At 68.9% G+C, this 23,104-nt stretch carries 18 protein-coding genes; 10 read left to right on the top strand and 8 right to left on the bottom strand.

Going from position 1 to position 23,104, the window contains the following annotated elements; genetic code table 11:
• Positions 1–14 precede the first annotated feature (14 nt).
• A complete protein-coding gene (locus VD964_RS09200) occupies positions 15–1,004 on the top strand; it encodes a DMT family transporter (RefSeq protein ID WP_324867805.1) in 990 nt (329 codons plus the stop codon).
• A 27-nt stretch (positions 1,005–1,031) separates the two neighbouring features.
• Here the strand turns inward: VD964_RS09200 and VD964_RS09205 are convergent, their stop codons facing one another.
• Entirely contained in the window at positions 1,032–2,177 is a 1,146-nt protein-coding gene (locus tag VD964_RS09205) for an FAD-binding oxidoreductase (RefSeq protein ID WP_324867807.1), read from the bottom strand.
• Between the two features lie 253 nt (positions 2,178–2,430).
• Between VD964_RS09205 and VD964_RS09210 the strand changes: the two genes are divergently transcribed.
• Genes VD964_RS09210 through VD964_RS09225 form a run of 4 tightly spaced genes read left to right on the top strand, consistent with a single transcriptional unit; the run spans position 2,431 to position 8,190 of the window.
• Positions 2,431–4,491, top strand: a complete 2,061-nt coding sequence (locus VD964_RS09210) for a hydantoinase/oxoprolinase family protein (protein WP_324867809.1) — start codon at positions 2,431–2,433, stop codon at positions 4,489–4,491.
• Positions 4,492–4,496: 5 nt separating this feature from the next.
• Positions 4,497–6,497, top strand: coding sequence for a hydantoinase B/oxoprolinase family protein (locus VD964_RS09215; RefSeq protein ID WP_324867811.1), 2,001 nt, complete (start codon positions 4,497–4,499; stop codon positions 6,495–6,497).
• The gene (locus tag VD964_RS09220) at positions 6,494–6,823 is read left to right on the top strand and encodes a (2Fe-2S)-binding protein (protein WP_324867813.1); all 330 of its coding nucleotides are present in this window, start codon (positions 6,494–6,496) and stop codon (positions 6,821–6,823) included. The genes VD964_RS09215 and VD964_RS09220 overlap by 4 nt, the downstream gene beginning before the upstream one ends.
• Complete coding sequence (locus VD964_RS09225) at positions 6,820–8,190, top strand: FAD/NAD(P)-binding oxidoreductase (protein WP_324867815.1); 1,371 nt, start codon at positions 6,820–6,822, stop codon at positions 8,188–8,190. Before VD964_RS09220 ends, VD964_RS09225 begins: the two co-directional genes overlap by 4 nt.
• 27 nt (positions 8,191–8,217) lie before the next feature.
• Here the strand turns inward: VD964_RS09225 and VD964_RS09230 are convergent, their stop codons facing one another.
• A complete protein-coding gene (locus tag VD964_RS09230; protein WP_324867817.1) occupies positions 8,218–9,138 on the bottom strand; it encodes a LysR substrate-binding domain-containing protein in 921 nt (306 codons plus the stop codon).
• A 114-nt stretch (positions 9,139–9,252) separates the two neighbouring features.
• On the opposite strand from VD964_RS09230, the gene VD964_RS09235 reads away from it, so the two are divergent.
• Positions 9,253–11,292: an FAD-dependent oxidoreductase gene (locus VD964_RS09235; protein ID WP_324867818.1), complete on the top strand. Its 2,040-nt coding sequence runs from the start codon at positions 9,253–9,255 to the stop codon at positions 11,290–11,292.
• Positions 11,293–11,325: 33 nt separating this feature from the next.
• Here the strand turns inward: VD964_RS09235 and VD964_RS09240 are convergent, their stop codons facing one another.
• The 4 genes from VD964_RS09240 to VD964_RS09255 form a co-directional block, all read right to left on the bottom strand.
• Positions 11,326–13,668: a xanthine dehydrogenase family protein molybdopterin-binding subunit gene (locus VD964_RS09240; protein WP_324867820.1), complete on the bottom strand. Its 2,343-nt coding sequence runs from the start codon at positions 13,666–13,668 to the stop codon at positions 11,326–11,328.
• Complete coding sequence (locus tag VD964_RS09245; protein ID WP_324867822.1) at positions 13,665–14,657, bottom strand: xanthine dehydrogenase family protein subunit M; 993 nt, start codon at positions 14,655–14,657, stop codon at positions 13,665–13,667. The genes VD964_RS09240 and VD964_RS09245 overlap by 4 nt, the downstream gene beginning before the upstream one ends.
• Entirely contained in the window at positions 14,654–15,175 is a 522-nt protein-coding gene (locus VD964_RS09250; RefSeq protein ID WP_324867824.1) for a 2Fe-2S iron-sulfur cluster-binding protein, read from the bottom strand. The genes VD964_RS09245 and VD964_RS09250 overlap by 4 nt, the downstream gene beginning before the upstream one ends.
• Before the next feature lie 103 nt (positions 15,176–15,278).
• A complete protein-coding gene (locus VD964_RS09255; RefSeq protein ID WP_324867826.1) occupies positions 15,279–16,706 on the bottom strand; it encodes a sigma-54 interaction domain-containing protein in 1,428 nt (475 codons plus the stop codon).
• Positions 16,707–17,024: 318 nt separating this feature from the next.
• On the opposite strand from VD964_RS09255, the gene VD964_RS09260 reads away from it, so the two are divergent.
• From VD964_RS09260 to VD964_RS09275, 4 genes are all read left to right on the top strand, one after another.
• On the top strand, positions 17,025–17,936 hold the full coding sequence (locus tag VD964_RS09260; protein WP_324867828.1) for a 3-hydroxyacyl-CoA dehydrogenase family protein: 912 nt from the start codon (positions 17,025–17,027) through the stop codon (positions 17,934–17,936).
• A 93-nt stretch (positions 17,937–18,029) separates the two neighbouring features.
• Positions 18,030–18,968 carry a 3-keto-5-aminohexanoate cleavage protein gene (locus tag VD964_RS09265; RefSeq protein WP_149226481.1) on the top strand — a complete coding sequence of 313 codons (939 nt, stop codon included), beginning with the start codon at positions 18,030–18,032 and terminating at the stop codon, positions 18,966–18,968.
• 31 nt (positions 18,969–18,999) lie between these two features.
• Positions 19,000–19,779 (top strand): 3-hydroxybutyrate dehydrogenase, encoded by a 780-nt coding sequence (locus VD964_RS09270; RefSeq protein WP_324867832.1) that lies wholly within the window; start codon positions 19,000–19,002, stop codon positions 19,777–19,779.
• An 83-nt stretch (positions 19,780–19,862) separates the two neighbouring features.
• On the top strand, positions 19,863–21,068 hold the full coding sequence (locus VD964_RS09275; RefSeq protein ID WP_324867834.1) for an ABC transporter substrate-binding protein: 1,206 nt from the start codon (positions 19,863–19,865) through the stop codon (positions 21,066–21,068).
• 43 nt (positions 21,069–21,111) lie between these two features.
• Here VD964_RS09275 and VD964_RS09280 read toward each other — a convergent pair whose 3' ends face one another.
• Together VD964_RS09280 and VD964_RS09285 are read right to left on the bottom strand one after the other, a co-directional pair.
• Positions 21,112–22,437, bottom strand: coding sequence for a solute carrier family 23 protein (locus VD964_RS09280; protein ID WP_324867836.1), 1,326 nt, complete (start codon positions 22,435–22,437; stop codon positions 21,112–21,114).
• Between the two features lie 457 nt (positions 22,438–22,894).
• Positions 22,895–23,092, bottom strand: a complete 198-nt coding sequence (locus VD964_RS09285; protein WP_324867838.1) for a hypothetical protein — start codon at positions 23,090–23,092, stop codon at positions 22,895–22,897.
• Positions 23,093–23,104 lie beyond the last annotated feature (12 nt).

Raw genomic sequence — 23,104 nt, forward strand, 5'->3', positions numbered from 1 at the left:
AGGATTCGCCGCTCATGCCGGGACAGACGCCGGACCCCTCCGCCGGCTCTCACGCCGAACCCGTGCCCGAACCCGTACCAGAACCGATACCGCCGCCATCCTCCGCCGGCATCCGCGACGGGGTGCTGCTCCGGCTGGTGTCGGCCGGGCTGTTCGTGGTGATGTCGCTGTTCGTCCGGCTGGCCACGGTCGAGGCGCCGATCGGACAGATCGTCTTCTACCGCAGCGCCTTCGCCCTGCCGCCGATCATCGCCTATCTGATGTGGCGCCGGCAATTCCCGCGGGCTTTGAAGACGCGGCAGCCGGTCGGACATATGAAGCGCAACCTGTATGGCGGCGCGGCGATGGTGCTGTCCTTCATTTCGCTGGCCTATCTGCCGCTGGCACTGGCGACCGCGCTGGGATTCCTGGCACCGCTGCTCGCCGTGCCGGCCGCCATGCTGTTCCTGCGGGAACGGCCGGGCCCCGTCGCCATCGGTGCGGCGCTGGCCGGTTTCGCCGGGGTGGTCCTGATGCTCGCCCCCGCCTTCGACGGGCCGAGGCTGGACCATGACACCATCATCGGGGTGGCGGCCGGGCTGGCCATGGCCGTCGCGACCGCCGCCGGGCGGGTCCAGATCAAGACGCTGACCGCGACCGAGGCGCCGGGGACCATCGCCTTCTATTTCGCTCTCCTCTGTGCGCTCGGCGGCCTGGCGAGCTGGCCGTTCGGCTGGATCACCCCCACGGGCCATTCCTTCGCTTACCTCGTCGGCGCGGGCGTCTCCGGCGGTCTGGCGCACATCACCATGACGGAGGCAATGGCCCGCGCGCCGGTCTCCACCCAGGCGCCGTTCGACTACACGGCGATGCTGTGGGCGCTGATGCTCGACGCGCTGATCTTCGGCCTGCTGCCGTCCCCGGTCAGCCTTGCCGGCGCCTTCGTCATCGCCGCCTCGGCGCTGGTTGTCCCTCTGGCCGGCCGGTTCACCAGCCGGTCCGAAGCCCTGGAATCTGTCCGCTGAGGTCCGCAAGCCGAGGCGGCGGCGCGGTCAGGACAGTCCCGCTTCCAGGCCGACCGACTGGCCGGCGGTCTGGAAACGGTCGATGCGGAAATAATGCAGCGGCGTGTCGGTGTGCCCGGTGGCGATGATCTCCGCCATCACGTCGCCGACGCCGGGACCGAGTTGGAAGCCGTGGCCGCTGAAGCCGAAGGCGTGGAACAGGCCGTGCGTCGTCGCCGACGGCCCCATCACAGGCAGCTTGTCGGCGACATAGCCTTCGCAGCCCGACCAGGTGCGGATCACGGTGACATCGGCGATGGCCGGCAGCAGCCGGACCAGCCCCCGCAACTGACCGGGTAGCCGCGCCGGGTCCGCCCTGGCGTGGCCGGGGTCGAGCGGCACCGCCACACGCTCGGCCGCGCCGCCGAAGACGATGTTGCCGCGTTCCACCTGACGCAGATAGCCGTCGCCGCCCGCGCGCGACCACATGCCCACCACCGGCAGGATTCGGTGCGGTAGGGGTTCGGTGACGCCCATCTGCGGCCCGTAGGCCGACATCGGCACAGGTTCGCCGAAGCCGGCGGCGACGCGGGCCCCCCAGGCGCCGGCCGCGTTCAGCAGGCAATCGGCGGTGAAGCGGCCCCGCTGCGTCATCGCTTCGAACCCCGAGCCGGTCGCCGATACCTGCACCGGGCCGCAGTCTTCCACGATCTCGGCCCCCAGTCGGCGGGCGGCATCGGCAAAGGCGGGGGCGATCAGGCGCGGGTTGCCGCTGCCGTCCTGCGGCGAGAAGGAGGCGGCGATGGCCGCCGGACCCAGCCCCGGGAAGCGGCGGCGGATCTCCGGCGGCGTCAGCTCTTCAAGCTCCAATCCCCAGGGCCGCGCGTCGGCGACGTAGCGGCGCATATCGGCCAAGCCGTCCTCGTCGAACACCAGCCGCAGATGGCCGGTGGCGCGGAACTCCACGTCGCGGCCCAGCAGCCGCTCCGCCTCGCCCCACAGCGCCCGCGACCGGTGGGCGAGCGGCAGTTGCGGCAGATAGCGCCCGCTGCGGCGGATGTTGCCGAAGGACGCGACGGTGGCGCCCGAGCCGACGCGGTTGCGTTCCAGCAGCGTGACGCGCAGGCCGCGCCGGGCCAGGAAGAAGGCGGCGGCCGATCCCATCAACCCGCCGCCCAGCACGATAACCCTCATCGACCTCTCCCACATGCGGGCGGACGCGGCTCCGCCCCACCGGTCAGGCTGCCCAGGACCGGCGGCCGGGTCAAAGACGGGTTGGGCATGGTCCCATAAGGCAGGGCTATGGGCTGGGCCATCCGGAGCCCGCATTCATAAGTCCGCCTTATGCCTCTGCTTTCATTGGGTCTTAGACCGCTCTCACTCCGCCATGTCAGCTTTTTGCCCAGCACAGGCTGATTTGCGGAAGGGAGTGAAGATGGACGGGGGCATGGGTGAGGCCGATTGGAAGGTCGGCGTCGATATCGGCGGAACCTTCATCGATTTCTGCGCGCTGGACACCCGGTCCGGCCGGGTGGCGTCGCTGAAGGTGCTGACGACGCCGGACGATCCCGGCGCGGAGCTGATGACCGGACTTACCCTGCTGGCCGAGCGCGAGGGGATGGACCCGCGCGCCGTCACCCGCTTCGTGCACGGCACGACGGTGGGGATGAACACGGTCATCCAGCGGAAGGGCGCGCCGCTGGCGCTGCTGACCAATGCGGGGTTCGAGGATGTGATCGAACTCGCCCGGCTGCGCATGCCGGACACCTATTCCCTGTTCTGCTCGCGCCCCGACCAGCTGGTCGCACGCGACATGATCTTCGGCATTCCCGCCCGCCTGCGGTCCGACGGGACGGAGCGGCAGGCCCCCGACTTGGCGGCCGTCGCCGATGCCGTGGCGGCCCTCAGGACCAAGGGGGCGGTGGGCGTCGTCGTCTCCTTCCTCCATTCCTGGCGCGACGGCGGCCATGAGAGCGCGGTGAAGGAGGAGATCGCCCGGCTGGCCCCCGACCTGTTCGTCTTCACCTCCGCCGAGGTCTGGCCGGTGATCCGCGAGTATGAGCGGACGACGACGGCGATCCTGAACGCCTACGTCCATCCCCGGATTTCCGGCTACCTGTCGGCCCTGGAGGAGCGGCTGGCCGGACGCGGGGTGCCCGCCCGCCCGCTGCTGACCAAATCCAACGGCGGCGTGATGAACGCGGCGGAGGGCAAGCGGGCTTGCGTCCACATGCTGCTGTCCGGCGCCGCCTCGGGCGTCAACGGCGCGGCGTGGCTGGCCAGGCAGGCGGGGGAACCGCGCATCCTGACGCTCGACATCGGCGGGACCTCCGCCGATTTCGCCCTGATCATCGACGGTCAGGCCCAGTTCGGCACCGGCGAGATGATCGGCGAGTTTCCGCTGCACATCCCCTCGGTGTCGGTCAGCTCCATCGGCATCGGCGGCGGGTCGATCGCCAGCGTCGACGGGCAGGGGGTGCTGCGCGTCGGCCCTGAATCCGCCGGCTCGACGCCCGGCCCGTCCTGCTACGGCCGTGGCGGCGAATGGGCGACGGTGACCGACGCCATGGTGGTGTGCGGCTGGCTCGGCCACAGCCAGATGGCCTATGGGCAGCTGCGGATGGACGCCGACCTCGCCCGCGCCGCCGTCCGGCGGCTGGCCGACGAACTGGGCCGCTCGGTCGAGGCCACCGCCCAGGCCATCCTCGACGTCGCCGTGTCGGAGATGTTCGCGGAGGTCGAGAAGATGGCCGCGCGCGCCGGCGTCGACGTGCGGGATTTCGCGCTGATGCCCTTCGGCGGCGGCGGGCCGATGCTGGGGGTGTTCCTGGCGCGGGAGCTGGGGATGCCGCGTGTCGTCGCTCCGCGTTGGCCGGGCGTGGTGTCGGCGCTGGGCGGTCTGGTCGCCGACCTGCGCGGCGATTTCGTCCGCACCCTGTTTGCGGAACTGTCCTCCGGGCTGATGCCGACGCTGCGCGAAGCCCTTGCCGCGATGGGCGCGGAAGGGCGCGACTGGCTCGCCGCCCAGGGGCATTCTGGTGCGGTCGAGCTGAGGATCGTCGCCGACATGCGCTATGCCGGCCAGAGCTATGAGATCGAGACGCCGTTGCAGCCGTCCTGGCTGGATGGCGACGATCCCAACTCCGGTTCGGGCGCCATCGCCGCCGCCTTCCACGCGGCCCACGCGCGGCTCTACGACTTCGACGACCCGGATGGGCGGATCGAGATCGTCAATCTGCGCCTGTCGGCCATCGGCAACGGCCCGGCCCTGCACTTCCCCACCGCGCCGGACGAGCTGCGCGCCGCGTCGGCAGAGCGGACCGTTCCGGTCTTCACCGGCGGCGTCGTGACCCCGGTCGGGCTGTACCGCCGCGCGGACTTGCAGGCCGGGGCGCGCTTCCAGGGGCCGGCCATCGTCGCCCAGGAGGACACCACCTTCGCAATCCCCGCCGGGACCGACGCCCGCGTCGACGCGCACCTCAACCTCCACCTGACCTTTGCGGAGTGACGCCTGTGTTTGACCGTATGAAGCTTCAGGTTCTGGCGAACCACGCGCGCTCGGCGGCCGAGAACATGGCCCACACGCTCCAGCGCACCGCCCATTCCGCCTTCGTCAAGGAGACGGAGGATTTCACCGTCATGCTGCTGAACCGCCGGGGCGAGACCTTCGGCGTGCCGATGGAGCTGGGGGCGACCTGGTATCCGGGCCTGACCTATGGCCGCGCCATCGACATGATCGAGGATTACCGGCCGGGCGACGTCGCCTTCACCAACGATCCCTATTCCGGCTTCGTCGCGACCCACGCCCCCGACACCCACCTGTGGAAGCCGGTCTTCTACGATGGGGAGATCATCGCCTGGACCGGCGGGCACATCCACAACACCGACATGGGCGGCGCGGTCCCGGCCTCGCTGTCGCGGGCGCTGACCGAAATCCATCAGGAGGGCATCCGTTTCCCGCCGATGAAGCTGGTCCGCGAAGGGGTGTTCGACGAGCAGATCCTGCGGATCATGACCACCAACGTCCGCAAGCCCGACCTGAACATCGGCGACATCAAGGCGCTGGTCGGCGCGCTGAACACCGGCGAGCGCAAGATCCTCGCCATGGTCGAGAAGTTCGGCAAGACGGCGTTCCTCGACGGCGTCGACGCGCTGCTGGACCATGCCGAGGCGCAGGCGCGCGACATCCTGCGCGCGATGCCCGACGGGGAATGGGTGTTCGCCGACTACGCCGACGAGGATTCGGTCGAGGCCAACCCCTGCCGCCTGAAGCTGACCCTGAGGATCAAAGGCGACGAGGCGATCCTCGACTTCACCGGGTCGGATCCGCAGCTGGCATCCTCCCTCAACGTGCCGTCGGGCGGCGATCCCCGCCACACCATCCTGCTGGTCGGGGTCTATTACGTCCTCTACACCCTCAACCCGAAGATCCTGCTGAATACCGGCCTGACCCGGCCCTTCACCTGCATCGCGCCGGCGGGGACGGTGCTGAACCCGACCTTCCCGGCGGCGGTGGGCATGCGGTCGCTGACCTGCGCGCGGCTGCGCTCGGTCATCTTCGGCGCCTTCTCCCAGGCGGTGCCGGAGCGGCTTCCGGCGGCGCCGGCCGGCAACAACTGCATCGTCAACGTGATGACCACCGACGAGCGGACGGGCAACCGCATCATCGCCGCGGTCAACCCGGTGGTCGGGGGCGGCGGCGGCATGCCGCACCGCGACGGCACCAACGGGTCGGGGGCGGATGCCGCCTATCTGAAGAACACGCCGATCGAGATCACCGAGATGGAAACCCCGGTGGAGTTCGTGCGCTACGGGCTGGCGACCGACAGCGGCGGGGCCGGGCGCTGGCGCGGCGGGCTAGCCACCCACATGGCCTTCCGCGTCTTCTCCCCCGACACCCGGATCACCGCGCGCAACCGCGACCGCGGATTCTTCCGTCCCTGGGGCGTGCTGGGCGGCCGGGCCGCGGGTCTGTCCGACATGGTGGTCAATCCCGGCACGCCGGAGGAACGGCGGCTGGGCAACATCGACACCGCGGTGCTGCAGCCGGGCGACATGCTGGACATCCGTTCGGCCGGCGGCGGCGGCCGGGGCGACCCGTTCGCGCGCGAGGCATGGCGGGTGGCCCAGGACGTGGCGCGCGGCTACGTCTCCGTCGAGGCGGCGGAGCGGGAGTATGGCGTGGTCGTCCGTGACGGCGTGCTCGACGCGGCGGCGACCGACGCCCTGCGTGACGCCCTCCGCGCCGCCCGGCCGGCTTCCACCGGGCATTTCCATTTCGGACCCGAACGGGAGGGCTACGAGCGGCAATGGACCCCGGACGCCTATGATTTCCTGACGCGGACCCTGGACGGCCTGCCGATCCACTGGCGCTTCTTCGCCAAGACCGAAATCTTCGGCCGCATGGCCGGCCGCGCCGGGGCCGATGGGGTGGAGGCCGCGCTGGAAGAGGTCTATGCCCGCTTCCCCGAAATGCCCCGCTCCAAGGCCATGATCCGGGAGGCGGCGAAATGAGCGGGGCGGCGTTCGCCTCTCCGCAAGAACCCGGCGGCCGGCTGGTCAGGCTGGCCGAGACGGGACGGGAGCCCGTCCGCTTCCTGCTGGACGGCGTGGAGCGGGTGGCTCTGGCGGGCGATACGGTGCTGACGGCGATCCTCACCAACGCTCCGGCGCTGCGTCAGGCGGAGTTCGGACCGGAGCGGCGCGCAGGATTCTGCCTGATGGGGGCCTGCCAGGATTGCTGGATCTGGCAGGAACAGGGGCCGCGCCTGCGCGCCTGCTCCACCCCCCTGGCCGACGGCATGCGGCTGCTGACCCGGACGCGGGAGGATTGGCCATGACCGCGCCCACCCAACCCGGTGTCGTGATCGTCGGCGCCGGTCCTGCCGGGATCCGTGCGGCGGAAACGCTGGCGGCGGCCGGGCTGTGCCCGATGGTGATCGACGAGGGCGCACGGGCCGGCGGACAGATCTACCGCCGCCCGCCCGATGGCTTCACCCGTCCGCCCGCGACGCTCTATGGCTCGCAGGCCGACAAGGCGGTGGCGCTGCACGCGGCCTTCGACGCGCTGGTGGCGGCCGGCCGGATCGTCCATCTGCCGCGCCATTCGGTCGTCGCCTTGGCGGACGGGACACTGCATGCGGTGAGCGACGGCGGAAGCCGCCGGATCGGCTACGACCGCCTGATCCTGGCGACCGGGGCGACCGACCGTCTCGCCCCGCTGCCGGGCTGGCAGGCGCCCGGCGTCTACAGTCTCGGCGCGATGCAGATCGCGCTGAAGGCCCAAGGCGTGGCGATGGGGCGGCGGATCGTGCTGGCCGGGTCGGGGCCGTTGCTGACCCTGCTGGCGACCCAACTGCTGAAGGCTGGCGCGCAGATCGCCGCGGTTCTCGACACCGCCGGCATGCGCGGCCAGATCGCTGCCTTCCCCGACCTCGCCGTCCGCCCGTCCTTCGCCCTGCAAGGGCTGGCGATGCGGGCGCGGCTGGGGCGGCTCTACCATGCCGGGATCGGTCTGGAGGGGATCGAGGCGACGGATACCGGGGTGACGGCGGTGCGTTGGACGGATGCCGGCGGGCGGTCCCGGCGGACGGCCTGCGACGCGGTCGGGCTGGGCTGGCATCTGAAGGCGGAAACCCAGCTTGCCGATCTCGCCGGCTGCCGGTTCGACTATGATGAAACCTGGGCGCAGTGGTTGCCCCGTGCCGACCGCATGGGCCGTGCCGGGGAGGGTGTCTATCTGGCCGGCGACGGCCTGCGCCTGCTGGGAGCCGACGGGGCGGAGGTGGCCGGTCGTCTGGCCGCGGCCGCCTGCCTGTCCGATCTGAGACTGCCGGAGCCGGACGTCGCGGCCGACCTGAAGCGCCTCGACCGGCTGGAACGTTTCGCGCGCGGCATCGCCCGGGCCTTTCCCTGGCCGGCCGATCAGGTGCGCGCATTGCCCGACGACACCGTCCTGTGCCGCTGCGAGGGGATCACCGCCGGTGCGGTGCGCGAAACGGCGTCCTATGGCGGGGCGGAGGCCAACCGGGTGAAGTCCTTGGGCCGTGCCGGGATGGGGCGCTGCCAGGGCCGCTATTGCCAGCTGGCTGCGGCCGACCTGATCGCCGCCACCGGCGGGCTTGCCCATGCCGGAGAGGTGGGGCGCCTGCGTGCGCAAGCGCCGGTCCGGCCGGCGCCGATCCGCGCGTTGCTTGAGGAGGAGTGAGCGGCGGAGCGCATCGCCTCGTCGTTTTCACGCGGGCCGGGCGAGGTCGAGGCGCTCCAGGTCGTCGCGCATCACCGCGATCAGCCAGTCGCAGATCGCGGGCACCACGGGCTGCAGCGGGCGGGCTTTCGGCGCGATGAGCGAATGCCAGCGCCCGGTGCGTATTTCGCCTGAGCCGGCGCGAACCAGATGCTCTTCGCAAAGCGCGCGGGATGCGACGCTCACCCAGCCGAGCGCGATCCCCTCGCCATTCTGCGCGGCCTGCAGCGCGACCGAATAGTCGGAGAACACGTCCCAGGTCCCGATGCCTTCCAGACGCCCATTTGGGTTCAGAAGCCGGTTCCAATGCGCCTTGTGCTCGTCGTTCAGGTTCAGGAAGACATGGCGTTGCGGATCGGTATCCAGGGGGCCGCGCTCCGCCAGATAGGCGGGGCTGCAGACCGGCATGATGATTTCCGGCGCGAAGGGCCAGATGTGATAGCGCGGGTCGTCGGCCTCGACCACGCGGGTGGCGATGTCCACGTCGGACGGGGGCTGGCCCAGCATTCCCTGCACCAGATCCAGACGCAGTTCGACGGTCGGGAACGCCGCCTTGAAGGCGCGTAGCCGCGGCACCAGCCAATGGGTGGCGAAGGAGCTGGAGAAGGACAGGGTGATCCGCGTCTTCGCCGCGCGCTGACGCACGGCATCGACCGTGCGGTCGATCGCCGCGAGACTGTCGCGCATGGTGCGGAAGATCTCGTCCCCCTCGGCGGTCAGGGTGATGCCGGTGGGGGTGCGCTGGAACAGCCGAAGTCCCAGTCGATCCTCGAGCTGCGCGATGCTGCGGCTGACGGACGGCTGGGTCACGTTGAATTCCCGCGCCGCAGCCGAAAAGCTGCCCGTCCGGGCGGCGGCCTCGAAGATGAACAGGGTTCTGGCAAGGGGAGCGATGCTGCGCAGGGCCATACGCTCAGCGTATACCCCTTGCAGGTTTTATCAAGCTTCCCGGCCCGTGCTCCACAGGCACATCCTTGGCCGATGCCCACCCCGCCCGGGCACGCCAAGGAGAACCTCCCAGCCATGCAGATCGCGACCCAGCCGAGTTTCCAGTCGTCCGATCCCCTGCTGTCGCCGTTCCGGCTTGGCGGACTGCTGCTGCGCAACCGCATCATCAGCACCAGCCATGCCTCGATGCTGGATGAAGGCGGCATGCCGACCGAGCGGTACCAGCGCTACCACGAGGAAAAGGCCAAGGGCGGCATCGCCATGACGATGATCGGCGGCTCCGCCATGACCTCGCGCGATTCAAGCTGGGGCGGCGGGCAGCTCAATCTGTCGAGCGACGCCATCCTGCCGCATCTGGAGGCGATGGCGCAGCGCATCCATGGCCATGGCGCCGCGATCATGTGCCAGGTGTCGCATCTTGGGCGGCGGGCGACCGCGCTGGGCAGCGGCTGGCTGCCGGCGATTGCCCCATCGCGCGTTCGCGAAACCCGGACCCGCAGCTTTCCCAAGGAAATGGACCGCGCCGACATCGACCGCGTCATCGCCGACTACGCCGCCGCCGCGAGGCGCTGCCGCCAAGCCGGGCTGGACGGGGTGGAAACGCTGACCGGCGGGCATCTGATGGGCCAGTTCCTGTCGCCCCGCACCAATCTGCGCACCGATGACTTCGGCGGCTCTACCGAAAACCGCGCCCGCTTCGTGCTGATGGCGCATGAGGCGATGCGCGAGGCCGCCGGGCCGGATTTCGTCATCGGCATCCGCTACGTCATCGACGAAGGGGGCGAGGACGGGCTGCATATGGACGAAAGCCTCGAAATCGCCCACATGCTCCAGCGCGAAGGCCATATGGATTTCTTCAACTGCATCTATGGCCGGATGGACAGCGACCTGCTGCTGACCGAACACAACATGCCCGGCATGTTCCAGCGCAGCGCTCCGTTCTTGGCCGAGGTGCGGCGCTTCCGCGCCGAGGTCGGGTTGCCCGTCATGCATGCGGCGGGGATCCGCGACGTGGCGACGGCGCGGCATGTCCTGCGCGAAGGCATCGCCGATCTGGTCGGCATGACGCGGGCGCACATCGCGGACCCGCATCTGGTCGCCAAGATCCAGCGCGGCGAGGAGGAGCGCATCCGGCCCTGTGTCGGGGCGTCCTACTGCCTGTATCGCAAGGCGCATTGCATCCACAACCCCGCCACGACCCGCGAAACCACGCTGAGCCACGAGGTCGCGCCCGCCGACACGCCGCGCCGCGCGGTGGTGGTCGGCGGCGGCCCGGCGGGAATGGAGGCCGCGCGCGTGCTGGCCGAACGCGGCCATCGCGTCACCCTGTTCGAAGCGGGAAGCAGGCTGGGCGGGCAGGTCCTGATCGCCGCCGGCGCCGAAGGGCGGCAGGATCTCCTGGGCATCACCGAATGGCGCCGGAGCGAACTTGAGCGGCTGGACGTGGACATCCGCCTGAATGTCTTCGCCGAAGCCGCCGATATCACAGCCGAGAACCCGGACATCGTCATCGTCGCCACCGGCGGCATCCCCGATCTGGACTGGCTGGATGGCGGCGAGCATTGCGCCAGCGTCTGGGACATGCTGTCCGGCCACGTCCCGGCGCAGGACGACGTGCTGGTCTATGACGGCACCGGCCGGCAGGCGGCACCCTCCTGCGCGCTGAAGCTGGCGGCGGCGGGAAAGACGGTGACCTTCGTCACGCCCGATGCCGCGGCGGCGGTCGAGATGCCGTATCAGGACACCTCCAGCTTCCGCAAAAGGCTTTACCAGCAGGGCATCACGCCCCTGGTCGATCACCGCTTGGTCCGGGTGCGCCGCCAGGGCAACCGTCTCGCCGCCATCCTGCGCAACGACATGACGGATGAGGAGCGCGTGATCGTCGCCTCTCAGATTGTGGTCGAACACGGCACGCTGCCGATGGACGGGGTGTTCCACGATCTGCGCGCCGCATCCCTGAATGACGGGGTGACCGACATCGACCGGCTGCTGGCCGGCCAGCCTCAGGATTTGCAGCCCGGCCGCTTCGCCCTGCACCGCATCGGCGATGCGGTGGCCAGCCGCGATCTGCATGCCTCGATCTTCGATGCCTACCGCCTGTGCAGCCAGCTTTGACCACAACGAGAACATGCCTGGTTCGGGACCCGATCACAGGAGCTTGTCGAGCGTGATCGGAAACTCCCGCACCCGCCGTCCGGTGGCGTTGTGGATGGCGTTGGCGACGGCGGCACCGGTGCCGGTGATGCCGATCTCGCCGATGCCGCGGGCGCCCATCGGGGCGTGCGGGTCCGGGATGTCGGTCCAGATCACCTCGATCTCCGGCACGTCCAGATGCACGGGAAGGTGATAGTCGGAGAGGTTGCGGTTCATGATCCGGCCGTTCCGCCCGTCGAACTGCGTCTCCTCCATCAGGGCCAAACCCAGTCCCATGATGATGCCGCCGCGGAACTGGCTCGCCGCCGTCTTCGGGTTGAGGATGCGGCCGCAGTCGAAGGAGCCCAGGAAGCGGCTGACCCGCGTCTCGCCGGTGACGGCGTTGACGCGCACCTCGCAGAACATCGCGCCGTGGGAATGCATCGACCAGTGCATCGTCTCCAACGGCATCGGCGCCTTGCCTTCCACCACCAGTTCGCTGCGCCCCGACCGTGCCAGGATCGAGGCGTAGCTTTCGAACCGGCCGGGCTCGTCCTGCTTGCGCAGGCCGGCGTCGGTGCATTCCACCTCGTCGGCAGCAAGCCCGGCCAGCGGTGAATCGTTGCCGGCGAGCTTTAGCAGTTCGCCGACCAGTTCCTGGTGGGCCATCATCACGGAGAGGCCGACGGAGGCCGTCTGCTGCGATCCGCCGGCAAGGATGACGCCGGGCAACGAAGAATCGCCGTAGCGGACCGTCACCGCCTCCAGCGGCAGGCCGAGCCGGTCGGCGGCGACCTGCGTGTGGGTGGTCGCGGTGCCCATGCCCATCTCGTGCGCCGCCACGTCGATGCGGGCATGTCCGGCCGCGTCGAGTGTGATGCGCGCAGCACCACCGGGCATGCGGTGATAGGGGTAGGTCGCGGTGGCGCAGCCCATGCCGACGAGCCAGTCCCCCTCCCGCCGCGACCGGGGCACCGGGTTGCGGCGGTCCCAGCCGAAGCGCTGGGCCCCGGCCCGGTACGCCGCCACGATGTTCCGGGAGGAGAAGGGCCGGCCGGAGAGCGGATCCTTCTCCGGTTCGTTGAGGATGCGCAGCTCGATCGGATCCATGCCGAGCTGCTCGGCCAACTCGTCCATCGCGCATTCCAATGCCACGGTGCCGACCGCTTCGCCGGGTGCGCGCATGAAGGTGTTGGCGACCATGTCGAGGTAACAGGTCTGCACCTCAAGCGCGAAGGTCTTGGCGGCGTAGGCGCTCTGTGTCGGCAGGATGAAGGGCTCCGGCATCGGGCTGTGGCGCGTCTTCGGCGTCACGCCGCGATGGATGATCGCCGTCAGGCGTCCATCGGCATCGGCGCCGAGCGCCACCCGCTGCTCGGTCTGGCTGCGGCCGCCGACGATGCGGTACACGCCCTCCCGCGACAGGGCGATGCGGACCGGGCGACCGGCCAGCCGTGCCGCCGCCGCTGCGAGGATCTGGTGCTGCCACAGCCCCTTGGCGCCGAAGCCGCCGCCGACGAAGGGCGAACTGACATGGACCTGGGTCTCCTCCAGGCCGAAAACCTGTGCCATCGACCATGCGGTGTGCGCGACCGCCTGCGTGGCGTCATGGACGAACAGCTCGTCGCCCCGCCAGACCAGCGTGGCGCCATGCAGTTCCAGGGCGTTGTGGTTGTGGCCCGGCGTGGTGAAGACCGCCTCCACCTTGTGCGGAGCGGCGGCCAGGGCCGCATCGGCATCGCCGACCACCGCGCGCAACGGCTCGCCCATGAAGGTCCCGACCTCGCAGCCGTCGGCTGTCGGCAGGGCGGCGGTCGGCAGGGAGGTTGCCGCCGGCTCCTCCGCGTAGGTCACGCGGATCAGCGAACGGGCGTGGTCGGCCTGCTCCTGGGTTTCGGCCAGCACCAGGGCGATTGGTTCGCCATTCCAGCGCACCCGATCGTCCTGCATGACCGGCGAATCGTCGCCCGCCGCCGCCTTGTCCCCGCTGAGGAAGCGCGGCAGCGGGTTGAGGCGCGGCGCGTTGCGGTGGGTCATCACCAGGACCACGCCCGGCGCCGCCTCCGCCGCCCCGGTGTCGAGGGTGACGATGCGGCCCTTGGCGATGGTGCTGTAGGCGAGTGCGGCATAGACCATGCCGTCCAGCGCGATTTCCGCCGCGAAGGGGGCGGCGCCCCGCACCTTCAGCGGACCGTCGACCCGGCTGACCGGCTTGCCGATATGGCCGTGCTGGCGCCGGATCAACGGGTCGGGACGACCGCCCGGCAGGAGGGCGCCGGGCGCCAGCTCGACGGCCTTCATCATCACCGATTGCGCGATGCCCTGCGCCACTTCCTTGCCCTTGTCGACGATGCTCATGCCCCGTCTCCCGCCAATTCGCCGAGCACGGCGACGATGACCCGCTGCGCCAGTTCGATCTTGAAGGCGTTGTCCCGCAGCGGCGTAGCCTCCGCCAGTTCGGCGGCCGCAGCCGCCTGGAAGGCGGCCTCGGTCGCGGGCTGGCCGCGTAGCGCCTGCTCCGCCTGCGAAGCGCGCCAGGGCTTGTGCGCGACGCCGCCGAGCGCCAGCCGCACATCCGTCACGGCCCCGTTCTCCACCGTCAGGGCTGCGGCGACCGAAACCAGCGCGAAGGCATAGCTCGACCGGTCGCGGACCTTGCGGTAGGCGGATCGCGCCGCCGGCGGAAGGGCCGGGAGTTCCACCGCCGTGATGAGGTCGCCCGGCTGCAGCACCGTGTCGCGGTCGGGCTCGTCGCCGGGCAGCCGGTGCAGATCCGCGAAGGGCAGGCGGCGTTCGCCCTGGGCACCGGTCAGATGAACGGTCGCGTCGAGGGCCGCCAGCGCCACGCACATGTCCGACGGGTGGGTCGCGACGCAGGATGGCGAGGCGCCGAGGATCGCATGCATGCGGTTGAAGCCGTCGATGGCGTCGCAGCCCTGGCCGGGCTCCCGCTTGTTGCAGCGCGATCCGGCCTGATCGTAGAAATAGGCGCAGCGCGTGCGCTGGAGGATGTTGCCCGCCACGGTCGCCATGTTGCGGATCTGCGGGGAGGCGCCGGCCAGGATCGCGCGCGCCAGCATCGGATAGCGGCTGCGGACCAGCCGATGCTCGGCAAGGGCGGTGTTGCGCACCGCCGCACCGATCAGCAGGCCGCCGCCGTCGGTCTCCGTGATCCTGTCCGACAGGCCGGTGACGTCGACGAGCGCCGTGGGACGTTCGATGGTCTCGCGCATCAGGTCGACGAGGTTGGTGCCGCCGCCGAGATACCGGGCGCCCGCTTGCTGACCGCCGGCAAGGCGGACCGCGGCGTCCGCATCGGCCGCCTGCGAGTAGGTGAAGGGCGTCATTCCGCGGCCTCCGGCTGTGCATTGGCCCGATAGGTTTCGGCGATGGCGTCGATGATGCCGTTGTGCGCGCCGCAGCGGCACAGGTTGCCGCTCATCCGCTCGCGCAGTTCGTCGCGGCTGTAGGGGATCGATGTGGCGTGGAGGTCGCCGGTGACGTGGCTGGGCACCCCGCGCCGCAATTCCTCGATCATGCCGATGGCCGAGCAGATCTGGCCGGGCGTGCAGTAGCCGCACTGGAAGCCGTCATGCTCGATGAAGGCCTGCTGCAGCGGGTGCAGCGCACCGTCGGCGCCGACGCCTTCTATCGTGGTGACCGAGCGCCCCTCATACTGCACCGCAAGCGCGAGGCAGGAGAGGATGCGCTGGCCGTCCACCAGCACCGTGCAGGCGCCGCAGGCACCCTGGTCGCAGCCCTTCTTGGTGCCGGACAGGTGGAGCTCTTCGCGAAGCAGGTCGAGCAGGGAGACACGTGGATCATCCGGCAGATCCACGTCGGTCCCGTTCACGGTGATACCCATCTGTTCCTCCCGGCCAACAAGGGCCGGCCGGTCGTCACCGGCCGCCGCCTGAAGCGGGATAACAGGCGAACGTCGATTTGGTGCCGTTCACGGTTGCGCGGCGTCAGTCGTCCGGCTGCGACGGAATGCCGTGCTTGCGCAGCTTGGCATAGAGGTTCGTGCGCGACAGGCCGAGCCTGCGGGCGGCTTCCAGCTTGTTCCCGCGGCTGTCCTCCAGCGCTTCGAGGATGAGCGCCCGTTCCAGATCGTCCATCGCCGCGGCCAGGGAACGTTTGCCATCGGGCGGGGGAGGGGGCTGGATCGCGGTGCCCGAAAGGATGTCCGCGAAATCCTCGGCCAGGATGCGCTCGCCTTCGGTGCGCACATAGACCTGTTCGATCACGTTGGCCAATTCACGGACATTGCCGGGCCAATCATGCTGCCGCAGCGCATCGAGCGCCGCAGGCGTGAGCTCGCGCATCGGCTGGTCGAGGCTGATGGCGATCTTTTCCGAAAAAAGGGAGGCGAGGATTTCCAGGTCGTCCTTGCGGTCACGCAGCGCCGGCAGCTGGATCGGGAAGACGTTGAGCCGATAGTAGAGGTCCGACCGGAAGGCGCCGGTCCGCACCATGTCGGCCAGGGGCCGGCTGGTCGCCGCGATGATGCGGACATCGACCTTGACGACCTGATTGGACCCCAGCGGTTCGACCTCGCGCTCCTGCAGGGCGCGCAGCAGCTTGGCCTGCAACGGCAGCGGCATGTCGCCGATCTCGTCGAGGAACAGCGTCCCGCCATGGGCCAGCTGGAACTTGCCGGGGCGCGGCTGGCGCCCCGCACCCGTATAGGCCCCCGGCGCGACGCCGAAGAACTCCGCTTCCAGAAGATTTTCGGGAATGGCGGCGGTGTTGACCGCGACGAAGGGGCGATGGACCCGGTCCGACGACGCATGGATCGACTGGGCCACCAGTTCCTTGCCGGTCCCCGTCTCGCCCAGCAGCAGGACCGCCGACCGGATCTGGCCCGCCCGCCGCACCAGCCGCTTGACCTGAAGCATCGCCGGGCTGAAGCCGATCAGGTTCTCGACCGTGTATTGGGAAGCCCGGCTTGCCGCCAGTTCCTGTTCCACGCGGGTCAGGCGCGATTGCAGCTTGTTGAAGCGGTCGGCGATGGGCCGGAGATAGGTCAGGCTGTTCTTCAGGGCGAAGGCGAGGGCGCCGATGACCTCCCCCCGCTCGTCGCGCAGGGGCAGGCGGCTGACCAGCAGCGTGTGCTCGCCATAGCGCATGATGTCGAGCGGCAGCGACCGGCCGGTTTCCACCACCTCGCGCATCCGGCTGTGCGGGATGACGCGCTCCACCGGCTGGCCGATCAGGTCCGCGGTCGATCGCAGCCCGAGCTGCGCCATCAGCTTGTCGTTGAACCAGACATGTTTGTCGTTGGACCAGACGACGCGCGCATCCCGGTCGACCAGTATGGCGCCGTCGATCATCTCGTCGATCATCACCATCAGCGCACGCGCCGCGGCGAAGTGACCGGCTGGTTCCGACTGCATCCGACAGTCCTCCGCCTCACCGATTGTCAATATATTGTACATTGTCTGTCAGAAAAGTGAACAGGGTGAAAGCGCCCATTTGCAAGGGTGTCCCGTCGCAGGAGGGGGCGGACTGTCCGAAATCCATGTCTCCTGCGTCCCCAAATCGCACATCGCGCTACCAAAACCCTTTCCTTTCAATTAGTTGCCTAATTGGCACGCGCGTTGCTGTCCAACCTTCCACAACGTGCCCCACCCAAACAATCCGTTTCGCGCCTTATATCCGGCGGGAGGCGGGATAGGGGCTCGGGTCAGGCAAAAGGGGGATATGCACGCGCCATGACAAAGCAGCGCATCGCGATCATCGGCGGCGGACTGATGGGGCACGGCATCGCGCAGGCCTTCGCCGCCGCCGGGCATCGCGTCGCGATTCAGGAACCCGATGCCGACCGCCGGGCGGCGATCCTCGGCCATATCCGCCGCAATCTGCAGATCCTGGGAGAGGACACCACGGTCGCCGACCTGATCCGTCCGCAGGAAATGCTGGCGGACGCCGTCGCCGGTGCCGACATCGTGATCGAAGCGGTGCCGGAGGATCTTGCCCTCAAGCAACGCGTCCTCGCCGCCGTCGAGGCTGCTGCACCCGCCCACGCGCTTCTGGCCAGCAACACGTCGGTCATCCCGATCACCCGGATCATGGAACCGCTCGGCGACAAGACCCGTGCCATGGGCACCCATTGGTGGAACCCGCCCCATCTGATCCCGCTGGTCGAGGTCGTCCAGACCCGGGATACCGGCGATGCGGCGGTGGCCGCGATGATCGACCTGCTGGCGTCGATCGGGAAGACGCCGGTGCATGTCCGCAAGGATGTTCCCGGCTTCATCGGCAATCGCCTGCAGCACGCGATGTGGCGCGAGGCGATCGCCCTGGTCGAGAGCGGCGTCTGCGATGCCGAAACGGTGGATACCGTGGTCAAGACGAGCTTCGGCCGGCGGCTCGCCGTGCTGGGGCCGCTGGAGAACGCTGATCTCGTCGGCACCGACCTGACGCTTGCGGTCCATGAGCATGTCCTGGCCGACCTCGACCGCAGTGCCGGCCCGCAGCAGCTCCTGCGCGATCTGGTCGCCTCCGGGCGGCTCGGCATGAAGGCGGGTGCCGGATTCCGGAGCTGGACCGAGGGGCAGCGGCAGGAGGTCGCCGACGGCCTCGCCGCCCACCTGCGACGCCTGGATGGCGTCGACCACAGCTGACCGCCGGCACGACCGGCAGCACGACCGCTTGCCGACGCTCAACTCTCAATCGTCCGCAGCCTTCCCGGCCGGACCAGCACAGGAGGGCCATGCATGGCCGCAACACGGAACAAAGTCATCATCAGCTGCGCGCTGACGGGATCGATCCACACGCCCACCATGTCGGACGCCCTGCCGGTCACGCCCGATGAGATCGTCGAGCAGGGCGTCGGCGCGGCCGAGGCCGGGGCGGCGATCCTGCATCTGCACGCCCGCGATCCCCGCACCGGCCAGCCGACTCCGGATCCGGCGGTGTTCATGCAGTTCCTGCCGCGGCTGAAGCAATCCACCGATGCGGTGCTGAACATCACCACCGGCGGTTCGCTGAACATGACGGTGCAGGAACGGCTCGCCGCCCCGCTTCTGGCCAAGCCGGAGATGTGCTCGCTCAACATGGGATCGATGAACTTCGGTATCTTCCCCCTGGCCGACCGCTACAAGAACTGGAAGCACGACTGGGAAGAGCCCTATCTGCGCAGCACCGACGACTTCATCTTCCGCAACACCTTCCGCGACATCGCCTATATCCTCGAACATCTGGGCGAGGGCTGCGGCACCCGTTTCGAGTTCGAGTGCTACGATGTCGGCCACCTGTACAACCTCGCGCATTTCCTCGATCGCGGGCTGGTGAAGACGCCGCTGTTCATCCAGACCATCTTCGGCATCCTCGGCGGCATCGGGGCGGAGGAGCGCAACCTCGTCTTCATGCGGGAGACCGCCGACCGCCTGTTCGGCAAGGATTACCAATGGTCGGTGCTGGCCGCCGGCCGCCACCAGATCCCCTTCACGACCATGGCCGCGGTGATGGGCGGCAATGTCCGCGTCGGGCTTGAGGACAGCCTCTATCTCGCCAAGGGACGGCTTGCGCGGAACAGCGCCGAGCAGGTGGCGAAGATTCGCCGCATCCTGGAGGAATTGTCGCTGGAGGTCGCCACCCCCGCCGAGGCGCGCGCCATGCTCGACCTCAAGGGTGCCGACCAGGTGGCGTTCTGAGCCGTACCATTTCCTGACCGAGGAACGATAAATGCAGAACAGAAACGCCGTCGTCACCGGCTCCACCAGCGGAATCGGGCTGGCGACCGTGCGGGAACTGGCCGGCCGGGGCTGCCATCTGATGGTCAACGGCTTCGGCGACCGCGCGGAGATCGACCGGACCTGCGCCGAGATCGCGGAACAAAGCGGGACCCGGATCGTCTATTCGGGCGCCGACCTCAGCCGGCCGGAGGAGGCCCGCGCCATGATGGCGGAGGCCGCGGAGCTGCTGGGACCGGTGGACATCCTCGTGAACAACGCCGGCATCCAGCATGTCGCCGCCCTGCACGAGTTCCCCGACGACAAGTGGGATCTGCTGCTGGCGGTCAACCTGAGCGCGGCGTTCCACACCATCAAGGCGGCCGTGCCGGCGATGCGGGAGCGGCGCTGGGGACGCATCGTCAACACCGCCTCTGTGCTCGGCATGGTGGGCGCCCCGCACAAGCCCGCCTATGTCGCCGCCAAGCACGGAATCATCGGCCTGACCAAGTCCGTGTCGATCGAACTCGCCCCCCACGGCATCACCTGCAATGCGGTGTGCCCCGGCACCGTGCTGACCCCCATCATCGAACGCCAGATCGCCCAACAGGCGCAGGTCACCGGCCTGCCCGAGGATCAGGTCCTGAAGGCGGTGTTCCTGGAAAAGATGCCGACCGGCCGGCTGATCGCCCCGGAAGAGGTCGCCGCCGCCATCGGCTTCCTCTGCTCCGACGCCGCGGCATCGATCACCGGGGCGGTCATTCCGGTGGACGGCGGCTATACCACCCATTGAGCAATCGTCCCGCCATCGTCCGGGCGGCGCCACCGTGAACGGCCGCCCCAAGCACCAAGAACTGTCAGAATTGGGAGTGAAACATGCGCAAGTTCCTTCTCGCCGGCGCCGCCGTCGCCACGCTGACCGCCACCGGTACGGCGAATGCTCAGATGTCCGACAGCGTCATCAAGATCGGCATGCTGTCGGACCGGTCCGGCATCTACGCCGACATCAACGGTGAAGGATCGGCCATTGCCGCAAGGATGGCGGCCGAGGAGTTCGGCAACGCCGTCAACGGCACGAAGATCGAGATCATCGTCGGCGACCACCAGAACAAGGCGGACATCGCCGCCAACCTGGCGCGGCAATGGATCGACACCGACAAGGTCGATGTCGTCGCCGACGTGCCCAATTCCGCCGCCGCCTTGGCCGTCCAGGCGATCACGCGGGACAAGAAGCGCCTCTTCCTGATGTCCGGTCCCGGCTCCACCGACCTGACGGGCAAGGAGTGCAGCCCCTACGGCTTCCAGTGGACCTGGGACAACCATGCCGTGGCGTCGGCCACCGCCCGTGCGCTGGTCGAGCAGGGCAGGAAGAGCTGGTACTTCATCACCGCCGATTACGCCTTCGGCCATTCGCTGGAAGCCGAAGCGGCCAACACGGTCAAGCAGCTCGGCGGTACGGTCAAGGGCAGCGTGCGCCATCCGCTGGGTGCGTCCGACTTCTCGTCGTACCTGCTCCAGGCACAGGCTTCGGGTGCGGATGTGGTGGCCTTCGCCAACGCCGGCGGCGATACCATCAACGGCGTCAAGCAGGCGGCCGAGTTCGGCATTCCCCAGAGCGGGCAGACCCTGGCCGGCCTGTTGCTGAACATCAACGACATCCAGGCGCTCGGCCTGGAGACCTCCCAGGGGCTGATGCTGGCGAATTCCTTTTACTGGGACATGAACGACGAAACCCGCGCCTGGTCGAAGAAGTTCGAGGAACGGACCGGCCGCAAGCCGTCGATGAACCAGGCCGGCGTGTATTCGGCAGTTCGCCATTACCTGAAGGCAGTGCAGGAGATCGGCACCGACGATGCCGACAAGGTGGCCGCCAAGATGCGCAGCATGCCCATCACCGACATGATGATGAAGGAGGCGAAGATCGCCGCCAACGGCCGCATCTTCGACGACATGTATCTGGCCCAGGTCAAGACGCCGGCCGAATCCAAATACGCCTGGGACTACTTCAAGATCGTCAAGACCGTTCCCGCCGCGCAGGCCTACATCGACCCGAAGGACAGCGGCTGTCCGCTCGTCAAATGAGGGGAAAGGGGGAGCGGACGCGCTCCCCTTTTGCTCTGCTCCGTCAGTGGAGCGTCGTGGGTGCCGGCTGGGGGGCGGTGCGGGAGGCCTCGCGCGAACGCCCGATCCCGAGCAGCTGGTAGAGGCCGAGCGCCGCGATGGTCGCGGTGCCGATGCCGCCGATGGAGAAGCCTCCGGCGGAAATGGTGAAGTTGCCGGCGCCGAGAACCAGCGTCACGCCGACGGTGATGAGGTTGCGCGGATCGGAGAAGTCGACGCGGTTGTCGACCCACAGCCGCACCATCGCCGCGGCGATCAGGCCGAAGACGACGGTCGCCAGGCCGCCCAGCACCGGCGCCGGGATCGTCCGCAGCAGGGCGCCGAACTTCGGCGAGAAGCCCAGGAAGATCGCGGCGACCGCTGCGACGACGAAGATGAGCGTGGAGAAGACGCGGGTGACCGCCATCACGCCCATGTTCTCGACATAGGTCGTGACACCGGTGCCGCCGCCGCTGCCCGAGACGATGGTGGCGATGCCGTCGCCGATGAATCCGCGACCGATGTAGCGGTCGAGGTTGCGCCCGGTCATGGCGCCGATGGCCTTGATGTGGCCGAGATTCTCGGCGACCAGGATGAAGGCGATCGGGGCGACGAGGGCCATGGCGCCGGCATCGAAGCTGGGCGTGCGGAACTCCGGCATGCCGAACCACGGGGCGGCTGCCAGCTCCGCGAAGCTGACCGGCGGCAGCATGCCGAACCCGTTGGCCAGCACGAGATAGAAGACATAGCCCGCCGCGATGCCGGCGAGGATCGAGAGCCGCCGGATGGCGAGCGGGGCGTAGACCGCGATGAGGGCGGTGGCGACCAGCGTGAACAGGGCGACGAGGGTGTGGGGGCCGGTTCCCTCGATGCCCTTGACGGCAACCGGGGACAGGTTGAGGCCGATCGCCGCGCCCACCGCGCCGGTGACCGCCGGCGGCATCAGCCGCTCGATCCAGTTGGTGCTGGTGTAGGTCACGAGCAGGCCGATGAGGACATAGAGCACGCCGGCCGCGATGATGCCGCCGAGCGCCGGCCCGATGTTCGGGTTGGGGCCTTGGCCGCTGTACCCCGTCACCGCGATCACCACGGCGATGAACGAGAAGGAGGAACCGAGATAGCTCGGCACGCGCCCTGCGGTGAGCACGAGGAAGATCAGCGTGCCGATGCCGGAAAACAGCACCGCGAGGTTTGGATCAAACCCCATCAGCAACGGCCCGAGGATGGTCGAGCCGGACATGGCGACCAGATGCTGGATGCCGAGCGTCATCGTCGAGCCCCAGGGAAGGCGCTCGTCCGGCTGGACGACGGGGCCGGTCGCAAGCGGCCAACGCGGGAAGAAATCTGCCATGGAGGTTCTGTCCGAAGCTGTGTGGAAAGGCGCCCTTGCCGGGGAAATGGTCAGGCCATACCAAGCCAAAAAATTGACGATCTGATTAATTCGGGCAAGCAGGACGCCTTCCGTGGGAACGACGCCCGCTTTTTGGCGCCCGCGGCGCCGTTGCGCCACATCTTTATGCAAACCGCCGCATTTGCGGGGGCGCCGACCATCGGATGTCGACGAATGCGGAGACTGGGATGTGGAGCCCGGCCCGGCCGTGCGGCGGGCCGCTTAGGGGAACCGGCCCCAGGTTTCCTGGACGCCGCTCAACCCATGCAAGTTGCGGGAGAACCACAAGATGGTAACCGGTTCGGTCAAGAGTCAGCGGCTCCGGCATGGTGACGATGCCCGGTCCGGCAGCCCGGCGTCCCAATCGGCGTTCTTCCCTACCGTAGATGCCGAAATTCGACGTCGGCGGTCGGCTCACTCACTCTTTGGCATTCTCTTGCGGTTGCGCACCACCATCGTCGTCCCAATCGCGGAGTTGGGAGCCGCGCTCCCGCTGGCGTCGACGTTCGCCGGCAATCGTCACGATCACCGGAAGTACAGACGCGGTCTCTATGAACATTTTCCCGTGCAGGAAATGGACGGACGACGAGCGTTTGCTCGGATGGACGGCTTGCATGACGATGTCTCC

Source organism: Azospirillum sp., from assembly GCF_035628975.1.
In the GTDB taxonomy this organism is placed as follows: domain Bacteria; phylum Pseudomonadota; class Alphaproteobacteria; order Azospirillales; family Azospirillaceae; genus Azospirillum.

Coding starts and splice junctions, on each gene's coding strand:
- VD964_RS09230 (WP_324867817.1), bottom strand. CDS start 9,138: ATGGCCCTGCGCAGCATCGCTCCCCTTGCCAGAACCCTGTTCATCTTC.
- VD964_RS09260 (WP_324867828.1), top strand. CDS start 17,025: ATGACAAAGCAGCGCATCGCGATCATCGGCGGCGGACTGATGGGGCAC.
- VD964_RS09280 (WP_324867836.1), bottom strand. CDS start 22,437: ATGGCAGATTTCTTCCCGCGTTGGCCGCTTGCGACCGGCCCCGTCGTC.
- VD964_RS09205 (WP_324867807.1), bottom strand. CDS start 2,177: ATGAGGGTTATCGTGCTGGGCGGCGGGTTGATGGGATCGGCCGCCGCC.
- VD964_RS09240 (WP_324867820.1), bottom strand. CDS start 13,668: ATGAGCATCGTCGACAAGGGCAAGGAAGTGGCGCAGGGCATCGCGCAA.
- VD964_RS09225 (WP_324867815.1), top strand. CDS start 6,820: ATGACCGCGCCCACCCAACCCGGTGTCGTGATCGTCGGCGCCGGTCCT.
- VD964_RS09265 (WP_149226481.1), top strand. CDS start 18,030: ATGGCCGCAACACGGAACAAAGTCATCATCAGCTGCGCGCTGACGGGA.
- VD964_RS09250 (WP_324867824.1), bottom strand. CDS start 15,175: ATGGGTATCACCGTGAACGGGACCGACGTGGATCTGCCGGATGATCCA.
- VD964_RS09270 (WP_324867832.1), top strand. CDS start 19,000: ATGCAGAACAGAAACGCCGTCGTCACCGGCTCCACCAGCGGAATCGGG.
- VD964_RS09220 (WP_324867813.1), top strand. CDS start 6,494: ATGAGCGGGGCGGCGTTCGCCTCTCCGCAAGAACCCGGCGGCCGGCTG.
- VD964_RS09235 (WP_324867818.1), top strand. CDS start 9,253: ATGCAGATCGCGACCCAGCCGAGTTTCCAGTCGTCCGATCCCCTGCTG.
- VD964_RS09275 (WP_324867834.1), top strand. CDS start 19,863: ATGCGCAAGTTCCTTCTCGCCGGCGCCGCCGTCGCCACGCTGACCGCC.
- VD964_RS09210 (WP_324867809.1), top strand. CDS start 2,431: ATGGGTGAGGCCGATTGGAAGGTCGGCGTCGATATCGGCGGAACCTTC.
- VD964_RS09255 (WP_324867826.1), bottom strand. CDS start 16,706: ATGCAGTCGGAACCAGCCGGTCACTTCGCCGCGGCGCGTGCGCTGATG.
- VD964_RS09285 (WP_324867838.1), bottom strand. CDS start 23,092: ATGCAAGCCGTCCATCCGAGCAAACGCTCGTCGTCCGTCCATTTCCTG.
- VD964_RS09200 (WP_324867805.1), top strand. CDS start 15: ATGCCGGGACAGACGCCGGACCCCTCCGCCGGCTCTCACGCCGAACCC.
- VD964_RS09245 (WP_324867822.1), bottom strand. CDS start 14,657: ATGACGCCCTTCACCTACTCGCAGGCGGCCGATGCGGACGCCGCGGTC.